This window comes from Pseudoalteromonas sp. SCSIO 43210, from assembly GCF_054133285.1.
Genome location: NZ_CP087225.1, coordinates 612997 through 625711 on the forward strand (window position 1 = coordinate 612997; position 12715 = coordinate 625711).

General features: G+C 38.6%; 11 protein-coding genes. 7 read left to right on the plus strand and 4 right to left on the minus strand.

Translation table 11 applies throughout. From position 1 onward, the window contains the following. Nucleotides 1–263: 263 nt before the first annotated feature. Nucleotides 264–1157, minus strand: a complete 894-nt coding sequence (locus LOS73_RS02640) for a DUF350 domain-containing protein (protein ID WP_457934437.1) — start codon at nucleotides 1155–1157, stop codon at nucleotides 264–266. 78 nt (nucleotides 1158–1235) lie between these two features. Between LOS73_RS02640 and glnE the strand changes: the two genes are divergently transcribed. Further along, nucleotides 1236–4031, plus strand: coding sequence for a bifunctional [glutamate--ammonia ligase]-adenylyl-L-tyrosine phosphorylase/[glutamate--ammonia-ligase] adenylyltransferase (gene glnE / locus LOS73_RS02645; RefSeq protein ID WP_457934438.1), 2796 nt, complete (start codon nucleotides 1236–1238; stop codon nucleotides 4029–4031). Between the two features lie 43 nt (nucleotides 4032–4074). Here glnE and LOS73_RS02650 read toward each other — a convergent pair whose 3' ends face one another. From LOS73_RS02650 to tolC, 3 genes are all read right to left on the minus strand, one after another. Next, nucleotides 4075–4647, minus strand: coding sequence for a toxin co-regulated pilus biosynthesis Q family protein (locus LOS73_RS02650; RefSeq protein WP_007376514.1), 573 nt, complete (start codon nucleotides 4645–4647; stop codon nucleotides 4075–4077). Nucleotides 4648–4686: 39 nt separating this feature from the next. Further along, a complete protein-coding gene (lpxL, locus tag LOS73_RS02655) occupies nucleotides 4687–5616 on the minus strand; it encodes an LpxL/LpxP family Kdo(2)-lipid IV(A) lauroyl/palmitoleoyl acyltransferase (protein WP_007376513.1) in 930 nt (309 codons plus the stop codon). 108 nt (nucleotides 5617–5724) lie between these two features. Beyond that, the gene (tolC, locus tag LOS73_RS02660; protein WP_033031395.1) at nucleotides 5725–7080 is read right to left on the minus strand and encodes an outer membrane channel protein TolC; all 1356 of its coding nucleotides are present in this window, start codon (nucleotides 7078–7080) and stop codon (nucleotides 5725–5727) included. A 149-nt stretch (nucleotides 7081–7229) separates the two neighbouring features. Between tolC and LOS73_RS02665 the strand changes: the two genes are divergently transcribed. Genes LOS73_RS02665 through LOS73_RS02690 form a run of 6 tightly spaced genes read left to right on the plus strand, consistent with a single transcriptional unit; the run spans nucleotide 7230 to nucleotide 12714 of the window. Beyond that, complete coding sequence (locus tag LOS73_RS02665; RefSeq protein ID WP_033040848.1) at nucleotides 7230–7856, plus strand: NUDIX domain-containing protein; 627 nt, start codon at nucleotides 7230–7232, stop codon at nucleotides 7854–7856. Between the two features lie 26 nt (nucleotides 7857–7882). Continuing rightward, nucleotides 7883–8341, plus strand: a complete 459-nt coding sequence (locus tag LOS73_RS02670) for a DUF1249 domain-containing protein (RefSeq protein ID WP_007376510.1) — start codon at nucleotides 7883–7885, stop codon at nucleotides 8339–8341. After that, entirely contained in the window at nucleotides 8328–9113 is a 786-nt protein-coding gene (locus tag LOS73_RS02675) for a metallophosphoesterase (protein WP_149606888.1), read from the plus strand. The genes LOS73_RS02670 and LOS73_RS02675 overlap by 14 nt, the downstream gene beginning before the upstream one ends. Then, nucleotides 9098–9658 (plus strand): YqiA/YcfP family alpha/beta fold hydrolase, encoded by a 561-nt coding sequence (locus LOS73_RS02680; RefSeq protein ID WP_457934439.1) that lies wholly within the window; start codon nucleotides 9098–9100, stop codon nucleotides 9656–9658. Before LOS73_RS02675 ends, LOS73_RS02680 begins: the two co-directional genes overlap by 16 nt. A gap of 42 nt (nucleotides 9659–9700) precedes the next feature. Then, complete coding sequence (gene parE, locus LOS73_RS02685; RefSeq protein ID WP_008136372.1) at nucleotides 9701–11590, plus strand: DNA topoisomerase IV subunit B; 1890 nt, start codon at nucleotides 9701–9703, stop codon at nucleotides 11588–11590. Nucleotides 11591–11619: 29 nt separating this feature from the next. Beyond that, complete coding sequence (locus tag LOS73_RS02690) at nucleotides 11620–12714, plus strand: PQQ-dependent sugar dehydrogenase (protein WP_033031388.1); 1095 nt, start codon at nucleotides 11620–11622, stop codon at nucleotides 12712–12714. The last annotated feature ends 1 nt before the right edge of the window (nucleotide 12715 follow it).

The window sequence follows — 12715 nt, forward strand, 5'->3', positions numbered from 1 at the left end:
CATCGTATTTAGGTCAGTGTATACAAACTTAATTAAAAGTAGATCGTTTATAGCTGTTTAATTTAAAGAACTCACTGAAAAATAACTTGAGCCAAAAATAGTCAATTTATCTTACACAGCTGAGTTCAACATTAACGATGTTGAATTCACGTGCAGTAAGCCCACTATTGATGTGTAAATTCACCTTATTTTTCCAAGCGCTAAATAAATTTTAATATCATAGCAATCTAGTACGCTGGCCAACCTTTTCAGTCAAAGGGAGGCTAAATAGAAAACATGCTAATTAGCAAGTAGCCAATAGCACAAAAAACAGCAAATTCAATACAAGCAATCCCTATGTTATCTTGATGATCAACCTCAAGCGCTGTATCAATATTAGGTAAGGATATAACTTTTATTACAAAAGTAAGCGCATACAGTAATATCCACATTACACCGCAGTGCATGACGAGAGTGAATAAATTTTCTACCATTTTACCATTTTGAAATTCAGCACTGGATAAACCAGCATACACAGCGAGTGCTAAACCAATCGACTTACCAGCATAGCGTATCCCTATCGAGGTGTTCTCTAAATTAAAGTTGCTCTGTAATGAAGCTCCTTGATTCGCTTTTGCAAAGCGGTACTCGCGGATTTTACTATCAAAAGCGAACATACCTTGCAGGACAAAAAAACTAACAAAAGCAATTAGCAAGTTACTTAGACCTTGTGTATGGGTCCATGTATAAAGCCCTAAAGTCATAATGCAGTTAGCGATTAACATACCTGAATCGACTAATGCAGCACATACGTTTTGTTTTAATATAGCGGCTTCTTCATTAAAACGATGGAGAATCCATTTTCGATGAATTAAGTGTCCCGCTTTGATAAAAATAAACAGTAGAATAATTAGTGCAATCACTTTTAAAGGGTTGGATTGCGCAGTACTTACGCTAATTTCATCAAACAAAAAAGCCATAGTTGCAATAACAACTGATATTTCAGAGGCAAAACTAATCCCCATTGCAAAGTTATCGTGCTGCGCAAGTTCATCTTTAAGCGCTTGTTTTGCTTTAATTTGAGTTACGACTCGTAGGCAAAATATAGTTATGCAAATAACCGCAAAACTAATAGCAATCGCAACAAAACTAGTGTTAGATAATGACAAATAAGACATGGTATTCCTAAGTAGAGTTAACCTTTCTAGGTTTTAATCATTCTAGTACGGTTACTGATGATATAAAAGAGAGTATTGATGAGTAACGTAAAGCAACTTCCTATTCAATTACAAAAACTTGGCTTAATGCGCTTTGAGCAGTTGTACCCAGAGCAAAATAAAGAGCCCGTTATTGTAAAGTTACTCGGATTAAGTGACTTTGCGTGGCGTAGTTTAAGATCCCAGCCAGACTTAAAAGAGTGGCTAACATGCAAAGACGAAATACAAAGCCGAATTATTAACTCTCCTTTTGAAAATAGAAATTTAGCTGAGATAGATGAAAATGAATGCCATAAGATACTTCGTCAGTTTCGAGAGAAGTACTGGCTTAAGGTCGCATTTTTAGATCTATGCTGTAATCACCCAATTGCTGATAGCATAAAATACATTAGTCAGCTTGCTGATATATTGATAGAAAGTGCGAATCAATGGGCGCATACGCACGTTGCTAAAATTAATGGCGAACCTTTAGATGAGGGTAACCGAGCAATGCCATTAATGGTACTTGGTATGGGTAAGCTAGGGGGGCAAGAACTTAATTACTCATCAGACATAGATCTTATTTTTGCTTATCCCCGCAGTGTTAAAACACAAGGTGGACGTCGAAACTTAGAGGCGCAAATATTTTATACAAAGGTGGCACAAAAGCTAATTGCAGCGCTAAATCAAACGACCGGTGACGGGCAAGTATTTAGGGTTGATATGCGACTTCGCCCGTTTGGTGAAAGTGGCCCACTTGTTATGAGCTTTAACGCAATTGAAGACTATTACCAAGAGCAAGGACGAGATTGGGAACGTTATGCCATGTTAAAAGGGCGTTTAATTGGCACACCTAATCAGTATTGGGATGAATTTAATCAGCTTTTAAAGCCATTTGTATATCGTCGCTATATTGATTTCTCAGTGATTGAATCACTACGAAAAATGAAGTTAATGATTGCCCAAGAAGTGCGGCGAAAAGGTTTAACTAATAATATCAAACTAGGTGGTGGTGGTATTCGAGAGGTTGAGTTTATTGTTCAAGCGTTGCAAATGGTAAGAGGTGGACGAGAAGCTAACTTACAAACGCAATCATTACTTAAAGCGTTAAAGGAGTTAACGGTTAACCAAGTTATTAATGAGCTTGAAGCGCAAGGTCTTGAGAATAATTATCTTTATTTACGTAAAGTTGAACAGTACTTGCAAATATTCGACGATCAGCAAACACAAACATTGCCGGATGATGAGTTAAACCAGCAACGCCTAAATACTTTATTAGAACAGGATGATTTTGGCGCAACATTGGTTGAAATAGATCACGTCATGCAGCAAATACATAACGAATTTACACAGGTGATTGGTGAAGAAACTGAGCCTTTAGATACAAGTGAAGGGGCATTTGTGAGTGCATGGGATCATGGTGATATTAGTTTTTTAAATGAGCCAAAAGATGATTGGCAATTACCATTAAAAGATTTTAAACAACGTATATCAAAGGCAAAAATAGGTAATCGGGGGCGCGATATTCTCGATAAATTAATGCCAGCTTTACTAAAACAGTTAAATAATTTTAACGCCAGTGGTGCAGCATTTTCTATGGTTTGCCAAATACTAAATAAAATTATTTCGCGTACTGCGTACTTGGAATTATTATACGAAAACCCAGGAACATTAAAGCAGCTGGTACTATTGTGTTGCCATAGCAAATGGATAGGAGAACATATATCTCGCTATCCTATCTTACTTGACGAGCTTATTGATCCTGCAGTTTTGTATAAGCCGACCCCTTTAACTGCTTATAAATATGAAATAAGGCAATATTTCTTACGCATTGAACATGATGATTTAGAACTACAAATGGAATCTCTAAGGCAGTTCAAACAAACACATCAATTACGTATCGCAGCAGCTGATGCTACTGGAGTAATTGATGTTATGAAAGTAAGCGATCACTTAACAGCACTGGCCGAAGCGATTGTTGATCAAGCTGTTAATATTGCATGGCATAATACGGTTAAGCGTTTTGGCATGCCGCCGGGCACTGACGATGAAAATAAAGGGTTTGCCGTAATTGCTTACGGTAAAACAGGGGGATTTGAAGTGGGTTACGATTCAGATCTTGATTTAGTTTTTGTACATAACCACGACGGTTCTAGTCAAACTGATGGCGATAAGCCAATTGATTCAAGGCAGTTTTATCTAAAACTCGCACAACGCCTAATGCATTTATTTAATACACGTACCGCATCGGGGATTTTATATGAGCTTGATACACGCTTACGACCTGAAGGTGCATCAGGGTTGCTAGCGATCAACCTTGAAAGCTTTAATCATTATCAGCAAACTCAAGCATGGACGTGGGAACATCAAGCACTTGTTCGTGCTCGCTTAATTTTAGGTCAAGATGAGCTAGTTGAACGCTTTCTAGAAATTAGAAAAAATATACTGAGTCAACAACGCGATGCTACAACACTAAAAGATGATGTTATAAAAATGCGTGAAAAAATGCGTGATCATCTAGCAAAAGGAAATACTGATCAATTTGACTTAAAGCAAGATATTGGTGGTATGGCTGATATTGAATTTATTACGCAATATATAGTGCTCAAACATGCTCATAAATTTGAAAAGCTAATAGTTTATTCTGACAACGTAAGAATTTTAACTGAGGCTGCTAAAATTGGTTGTATTACTGAAGAGCAAAAGCAGCAGTTGGTCAAAGCATATATTGATTATCGTTCTTGCTACCATGTACTGAGCTTAGATCAGCAAGGTAAATTAGTATCACGAGAAGCATTCCAGAATGATATTACTCATGTAACACATATTTGGAATAGCATTTTTGCGTTAAGTTAAATTTAAAAATCCAAGCTAAAGCTTGGGTTTTTATTTTAAGTGGTTAAATGTTTAATTTTAAGCAGTTAGCACGTACAAATTCAGACGGTTTTTCAGTAATTATTGCGGCACGTTGCTTGTGGCAAAAATAAGTGTAGACCTCATATTCAAAGTCATCATTAATAGCTCTGCCTACTTGATATAATGCAGAGGTGAAATTACTGTCGACTCTAAAATGATCTTTTACTACGTAGTCTTTACTTAAATACCAATAAAGCGCAAGACCCTCATTATCAGCATATTGAGAAAGTGCTTTTTTTAACGTTGTTCCACTTTCAAAACGTCTGGGCTCAATTCCGCCCGTCCAGCTAGTTGGCATAGGATCAACCGTTCGGCCTCGCTCCGCTAACACGCGATCAAGAGTCTGATCTGGCTTTTTGAGTTGGAGTACAAATTGATCTCGCTCTTTATTGCTTTGAACTTGATTACGGATGGATGAATAAAAGCGAGATAGCCCTTCAGCTGCCGCATTTTTAGAATCTCTAATATCAAATGTTGGCCCATCACTGAATAAAAAATAGATAGCCAGTATAATTAATACTGCAGCAAATGATAAATGTTTAACCCAAAACCACATAATCTCTACTCACTTTTTGTATTTAGTGTTATTCCACTGCTACTTCTTATAAAAAGAAGGGGTATTTTTGTCTGGTCTCGTTTTAAAACGGCGATGGAGCCACATATATTGCTCAGGCGCCGCGTTAATTGAACGCTCCATACGTTGATTTACACGTATTACATCCGCTTTATCGTCACCACTTGGGAAATCTTCAAGCTCAGGTAGTATTTCTAAGTGATACTTACCATTGTCGTCACGACGCGTGATTAAGCTCATTGTTTCGCAGTTTTTACTACCAGCAAACATCAGTGTGCCTGTTGTGGTTGCTGTATCGGGTACTGCGTAAAAAGGAACAAACTCACAACGGTTACGACCGTAATCTTGATCAGGCAAGTAATAACAAACTTTTTTATTTTTTAATGCTTTTAATAGACCTTTTACGTCCTTACGACCAATTAAATATTCGTTAGAGCGGAGGCGTCCATTGGTTGTAAAGTATTCCATCAATGGGTTGTTATGAGGACGATAAAACCCAACTCCTTGGCACGCTAATCCCATTATGCGACTAGCCATTTCAAGATGTAAAACATGAGGAATAAGTAATAATACGCCTTTGCCAGAAGCTTGCACCCGCTCAAAGTGTTCGAGCCCTTTAAAGGACCCTAATGCTTTTTGAGCACGCCATTGCGGCCACCACCAAGCCATACCGGTCTCGACCATCGCAATTCCTGTATTTTCCATATTTTTGAGCACTAGGTCTTTTTGATCTGCTTCGCTCATATCAGGAAAGCATAGTTTAATGTTTACCTGTGCAATATGGCGACGGCGTTTCATGAATTTATAAACTAAACGCCCCAGCTGTTTACCCATGGCTAATTGTAGTTTTTGTGGCAACCAAGAGAGTAAATATAAGAATAAAACGCCAATCCACGTTAGCCAGTATCGAGGACCTAAAAAAGATGCTTTAAAAGGAGATGAGGTAACCACAAAAAACTCTCTATAAATAAAAATGCTAGTTTAACGCTAAGCGCTATAAAATACAAAAAGCCAGCAATGTCGCTGGCTTTTCTAGTTTTACATTACAAAAAGTGTAATTTAAGCGGCTTTTAACCCTTGGTTTATTGCCACTAAATCTTCACTTGTTAATGTTCCTGCTGCTTGTTTTAAGCGAAGGGTAGAGAGTACATACCTATAACGCACATCAGCAAGGTTACGCTTTGCATTGTATAAGTTTTGTGTACTAACCAGTACGTCAACAATAGTTCGTGTGCCTACTTCAAAACCTGCTTCAGTTGCTTTAAGCGCACTTTGGGCCGAAACAACCGCTTGCTCTAGTGCTTTGTAAGTTGCAATGTCTGAAACAACTTGGTTGTAGGATGTAATAACAGTGCGTGTTATAGCACGGTAATTTGTTTCATAATCTTGACTTGCAGCTACGTAAAATGCACGGGCTTGATTAGTTGCTGCAACCGTTGCACCACCCGAGTAGAGTGGGACGCTGAAGTTAATACCGACCGAGGATAAATCTTCACGCGGGCGGTTATTGAAACTCAAATTGTTTGTTGTTGTATCAGTTAGAGTATCACCATAGCTGGCGTTTAGAGTTAGTTTTGGGTAATGCCCCGCTTTAGCTAGCTCAATTTGATCTCTTGCAATATCAACGGTTACTTTGGATACTTGTAAACTAATATTTTTATTTTCAGCGACTTTAACAAAATCTGAAGAAAGTTTAGCTGGCTTAGTTGTAGAGAAAGTATCGGTATTTAAAAAATCTAATTTTGCATGGTACTTACCCGTGATTTCACGAAGTTGCTCACGGGCTGTTTCTACTGCATTGCTTGCAATAATCTCTTGAGCTACTGAATTATCAAACTGTGCTTGTGCTTCGTGTACGTCTGTAATAGCTGTTAAGCCTACCGCATAGCGTTGTTTTGTTTGTTCAAGTTGGCGTTCAATAGCACGTTTTTCGGCTTCTATAAACTCAAGATTGTCAACCGCACTTAATACGTTAAAATAACCTTCAGCAACGCGTACAATTAAGTTTTGCTTAGCTGCATCGTATTGCGCGCTTGCTTGCAGAGCTTGTTTATCTGCAATATCTAATGAGTTCCAAGCGCCTAAATCAAATAAAGTTTGACTTAAACTTAAGCCTCGAGAAAACTCATCGTTATCAGTATTAAACTGATTAATAGCCGACAAATCTTCAGATTGTCTATAAGTGGTTGAATCAGTTTTTTTGTAACCCATGCTTAAACCAATTTGAGGTAATAATGCACTCATAGCACGATCACTTTCGTAAGATTGTGCATCTGCTTGGGCTTTTGCCTTTAAAACGGTAGGATCATTAGCTGTCGCTATTTCAAAAACGTTTAGTAAATCTTCAGCATTAGCTGCTGTTGAGCCTAGTGCACATGATAAACTAATCAGTGCCGCAAGAATGTTCTTTTTCATATGGGTTCAGTCCTTAGACAATTTTTATACTAAAAGCATGTTAACCTGTTTTACTTAATAAAAAAAAAAAAATTTGTAAAACCGCATGTTCAAATGTAACAGAATATATTAACGCATTTTAATCGTTTAGATATACAGGAAGTCGATGCATGGTAAATAAAAGTTTGGTTAAATTTACACATAAAGATGTGAAAATAAAACCAGTAATAAATCTCTATAAAGGTTTTTTTCAGGTGAACTTATATCAGTTCGAACACGCATTATTTGCAGGTGGAAAATCAAAAACTATTCGTCGCGAAATATTAGAACGCGGTGATGCTATTGCTGTATTGCCGTACGACCCAATATCAGACACCATCCTTTTAATTGAGCAAATACGTATTGGCGCTATTAAAAGCAAGGACTCGCCATGGCTGCTAGAATGTATTGCTGGCATGACCGATGGTAGTGATGATTATGAAGCAGTCGTTAAAAAAGAAGCATTTGAAGAGGCTGGGCTTGAGTTAGATGAGTTGGAGTTTATGCTTTCATACTTATCAAGCCCTGGTGGCACAACTGAACGCCTACATTTGTATTTAGCACGCGCTGATTTAAGCCAAATAGAGTCGGGTGTTTATGGGCTGGAAACGGAAGGTGAAGACATAAAAACCCATATATTAACGGTTGATGATGCCTTAATTCGCCTCAATAACGGTGAAATGGATAATGCAGCAACGGTTATCTGTATGCAATGGCTTGCACTTAATCGCGAAAAGATGGCAAGTAAATGGGCATAAATTCTTACTAATATTATGGTGGTACTTTGACAGCACGATTAGCAACAAAACGATATATTCAAAGCCTCCCAAAGTATTTAACGCTTTGCGAGCATAATTATGTGCGACTATTAAAATTACTGCCTAGCGAGCGCAATATAGGAAGCATTCGTGAAGTAAAACTTGGCAACAGTGAGTTTGCTACAAAAATTGATGGTAGTGCAAAATACACTATGGATATTTCAATTAAGCAGTTAACAGGAATGGTTAAAGGCATAGCACCGCTTTACTTAACGGTTAGATTGTATCATGACGCTAAAGTAGCTGAGATTATTCATCACGATTATCATCAAAGGATAAAGCCATCTTATGGGTATCCTAACCCTAAAATGCATCAAAAAGATGAAAAATACCAACTTAACGCTTTTTTATATGATTGGCTTGTTGCCTGTGTTGAACACGGACAAGCGACCCTTAATTGGGATGTAAATAATGGCTTGGTTTGATGATAAACATACATTTAATAAATCGGTGCTGCGCATAGCGCATGTAACCGATTGCCATTTATTTGCCGATAAAGACGGTGAGTACTTTGGAGTAAACACTGCATCGCATTTTGAACAAGCACTAGCACACATGGCTCAAAAACCACTTGATTGTGTGATATTTGGTGGTGATTTAACACAAGATCACAGCTTTGGGTCTTACCTATTGTTTAGTGAACTGATACATAAAAGTGCATTAACATGTCCCGTATTCTGGTTGCCAGGTAATCACGATGAGATAACAATGCTTAACCGTATAAGTGGTGGGCAAATAAATAGTGCCAAACACATAGCGGCAAGCGGCATTGAGTTACTACTTATTAATTCGAAAGGTCCTACACCTGCTGGGTGGGTGACTGGCGCGCATTTAGATGAAACAACGGAGTGTTTGGTTCAATCAAGCAGTAAAAAGATCATATTTTGTCATCATAATCCGTTACCAATAAATGGCTACCTTGATAAGCACATGCTCGAAAATGGGCCTCAATTATTAAATGTACTGGTAAATAGTGGTAATATTATTGGGGTTTTCCATGGTCACGTTCATAATGAATATGAGCAAAGTTATAGAGAGTTAAGCGTGTTTGCAACACCGGCGAGTTCTACGCAGTTTAAAAAATACAGTGCGCAGTGGCAACAGCAAAACTGCGGCCCAGCTTATAGAATGCTTTATATAGATACAGAAAAAGATAAAATAGGCATGAAAACGGAAGTAGTATGGCTAAACGGGTAATTTATATTCATGGTTTTAATAGCTCACATAAGTCATATAAAGCTGTGCGCTTTGGCGAGCTTATGGCACACTATGACGTTGATTATTGTGTACCGTGCCTAAACCATGAGCCTATACAAGCTATCATTAAGCTTGAGCAATTACTAACACCTAATACAGTATTATTAGGGAGCTCGTTAGGTGGTTTTTTTGCCACATATTTATCGCAGCGTTATCAAATTCCTGCAGTGGTTATTAATCCAGCGGTAGCACCATACAATTTATTACAAGCGTTACTTGGGCCAAACTATAATCCTTACCAAGATTATCATTATGATTTAAATAGCAGTCATATAAATGCCTTAAAAATACTGTCTGTAGATAAGCTAAAATACCCTGAGTTGCTGTATTTATTACAGCAAACCGGCGATGAAGTGCTTAATTTTCAACATGCAATAAACTATTATTCACAATGCAAACAACGGGTAGAGTTTGGTGGCGATCATAGCTATACAGGTTTTGATAACACCTTTACCAGTATTGTAGATTTTCTTAAAATCACGTAAAACTAGCTAAGCATAGCCTTAGCGCATATAAAGATAAAAACTATGAGTGATCAAAATTATAACGCCGAAGCCATTGAAGTACTTAATGGATTAGATCCGGTAAAAAGACGCCCAGGGATGTACACCGATACCGTACGCCCGAATCATTTAGGCCAAGAGGTTATCGATAACAGTGTCGATGAAGCTATGGCTGGTCATGCCACACGTATCGACGTAATACTCCACGAAGATAACTCACTTGAAGTGAGCGATGACGGTCGTGGTATGCCTATTGATATCCACCCTGAGGAAGGTATTCCTGGGGTTGAGTTAATTTTCACTAAATTACACGCAGGTGGTAAGTTTTCTAATAAAAACTATCAATTTTCGGGTGGTTTACATGGTGTGGGTATTTCTGTAGTGAATGCGCTATCTACGCGCGTAGAAGTAACCGTAAGGCGTGACGCCCAGCAATACAGAATGGCATTTGAAAATGGCGATAAAGTAGAAGACTTGAGTGTCATAGGCACCGTCGGTAAACGCAATACGGGTACTACAGTGCGTTTTTGGGCTGATGTTAGCTACTTTGATTCACCAAACTATTCAATTACCAAGCTTAATCATTTATTAAAAGCCAAAGCGGTTTTATGCCCAGGTCTGCGTATTAAGTTTGTTAATAAGCAAACGAAAGAAACTCAAGAATGGTTTTACGAAACGGGTTTAAAAGATTACCTAATTGAAGCCGTTAAAGGTTTTGAAACATTACCACAAGACCCGTTTGTAGGTGAGTTTAAAAGCTCTATTGAAGGCGCTGATTGGGCTGTTGTATGGCTACCTGAGGGTGGAGAATCAATAGCTGAAAGTTACGTAAATCTTATTCCTACCGCGCAAGGTGGTACACATGTAAATGGTCTGCGCCAAGGTTTACTTGAAGCAATGCGTGAATTTTGTGAGTTTAGAAACTTACTCCCGCGTGGTGTAAAGCTAACGCCTGATGACATTTGGGAACGTTGTAGTTATGTATTGTCAGTTAAAATGCAAGATCCACAATTTGCAGGGCAAACCAAAGAAAAACTTTCATCACGTTCATGTGCCGCATTTGTATCGGGTGTTGTAAAAGATTCGTTTAGTTTATGGCTAAATGAACATACCGATACTGCAGAATTATTAGCTGAACTATGTATTTCAAACGCGCAAAGCCGTTTGCGTGCAGCTAAAAAAGTGGTACGTAAACGAGTTACTGCAGGCCCTGCATTACCAGGTAAACTAACCGATTGTAGCGCTGCCGATAACGATCGTACCGAATTGTTTTTAGTGGAAGGTGACTCTGCTGGTGGTTCTGCTAAACAAGCGCGAGACCGTGAGTTTCAGGCAATTATGCCGCTACGTGGTAAAATTTTGAATACGTGGGAAGTCGAATCAGGCCAAATATTAGCATCACAAGAAGTACACGATATTTCAGTGGCACTGGGAATTGATCCAGAATCAACCGATATGTCGGGACTGCGCTACAATAAAATTTGTATATTGGCCGATGCAGACTCGGATGGACTACACATTGCAACACTATTGTGTGCATTGTTTGTTCGCCATTTTCCAGAGTTAGTAAAAACAGGGCATGTGTATGTTGCAATGCCGCCATTATTTAGAATAGATATTGGTAAAGAAGTTTATTACGCACTAGATGAAGGCGAAAAAACCGCTATTTTAGCGCGTATAGAAGCAGAGAAGAAACGCGGAAAAGTAAACGTGCAACGATTCAAAGGTCTGGGTGAAATGAACCCACTGCAATTGCGCGAAACAACCATGGATCCAAATACACGACGTTTAGTACAGCTTACGCTTGATGAAGAAATAGAAACCATGGAAATGATGGATATGCTGCTTGCTAAAAAACGATCGCCGGATCGTCGTCAATGGTTAGAAGATCATGGTAACAAGGCGCAAGTTTGATCGCCTGTGTTTAATACTGGGAGATATGAATGAATAAACTACTAGGAAGTTTGCTATTACTTGGGCTAACTACTGCTCCTGCAATGGCTAAAAATATACTCGATAAGCTCACCGTAGCACCGGGATTTGAAATAAGTTTATTTGCAAATGATGTAGAAAATGCGCGTCAAATAGCTGTTTCAAAAAAAGGTATTGTGTATGTTGGCTCTCGTAAAGCGGGCAATGTATACGCGCTTATTGATCATAATAGCGATGGCGTAGCAGATAAAAAAATTGTTGTTGCTAAAGGCTTAAACATGCCCTCCGGCATAGCGATTAAAGATGGCGATTTATATGTAGGCGAAGTGCATCGTATTATTCGCTTTAAAAATATTGATACCCAATTAAAAGAGCCAAAGTTTGATGTGGTTTATGGCGCATTACCGAGTGAGCGTCATCATGGTTGGAAATTTTTACGTTTTGCACCAACGGGAGAATTAATCATTCCAGTGGGTGTGCCGTGTAATATTTGTGCTGAAGATGAGCGTTTTGGCCGTATTTTTGCGCTTAATGTAGAAACAAAACAAATAAAAACAATAGCCAAGGGCGTTAGAAACACAGTGGGTTTTGATTTTCATCCAGCGACTCAAGCCCTATGGTTTAGTGATAACGGTCGCGACATGATGGGCGATGATATTCCACCTGATGAATTAAACCGCGCAACGCAAGAAGGTGAGCATTTTGGTTTTCCGTATGTTCATGCCGGTGCGATTATTGACCCTGAGTTTGGTGAAGGTAAAAACATTGCCGATTACACGTCGCCAGCACTTGCGCTTCCTGCGCATGTAGCGCCACTAGGTATTCATTTTTATAACGCTAAGCAATTTCCAGCAAGTTATAAGCACCAATTATTTGTTGCTGAACATGGCTCATGGAACCGTTCTAAAAAGGTAGGTTATAAAGTAGGGCTAGCAACAATTGAAGTAGGTCGCGTAACTAAATATACGCCATTTATTACTGGCTTTATGAAAGACGAAACAACATTTGGACGCCCTGTTGCATTTGCAGAATTAGGTGACGGCAGTCTGTTAGTAAGCGATGATTACGCCAATGTAATCTACCGTGTAAGCTATAAGAAAAACTAGG

Coding starts and splice junctions, on each gene's coding strand:
- LOS73_RS02640 (WP_457934437.1), bottom strand. CDS start 1,157: ATGTCTTATTTGTCATTATCTAACACTAGTTTTGTTGCGATTGCTATT.
- LOS73_RS02665 (WP_033040848.1), top strand. CDS start 7,230: ATGGTAAATAAAAGTTTGGTTAAATTTACACATAAAGATGTGAAAATA.
- parE (WP_008136372.1), top strand. CDS start 9,701: ATGAGTGATCAAAATTATAACGCCGAAGCCATTGAAGTACTTAATGGA.
- LOS73_RS02675 (WP_149606888.1), top strand. CDS start 8,328: ATGGCTTGGTTTGATGATAAACATACATTTAATAAATCGGTGCTGCGC.
- glnE (WP_457934438.1), top strand. CDS start 1,236: ATGAGTAACGTAAAGCAACTTCCTATTCAATTACAAAAACTTGGCTTA.
- LOS73_RS02650 (WP_007376514.1), bottom strand. CDS start 4,647: ATGTGGTTTTGGGTTAAACATTTATCATTTGCTGCAGTATTAATTATA.
- tolC (WP_033031395.1), bottom strand. CDS start 7,080: ATGAAAAAGAACATTCTTGCGGCACTGATTAGTTTATCATGTGCACTA.
- LOS73_RS02690 (WP_033031388.1), top strand. CDS start 11,620: ATGAATAAACTACTAGGAAGTTTGCTATTACTTGGGCTAACTACTGCT.
- LOS73_RS02680 (WP_457934439.1), top strand. CDS start 9,098: ATGGCTAAACGGGTAATTTATATTCATGGTTTTAATAGCTCACATAAG.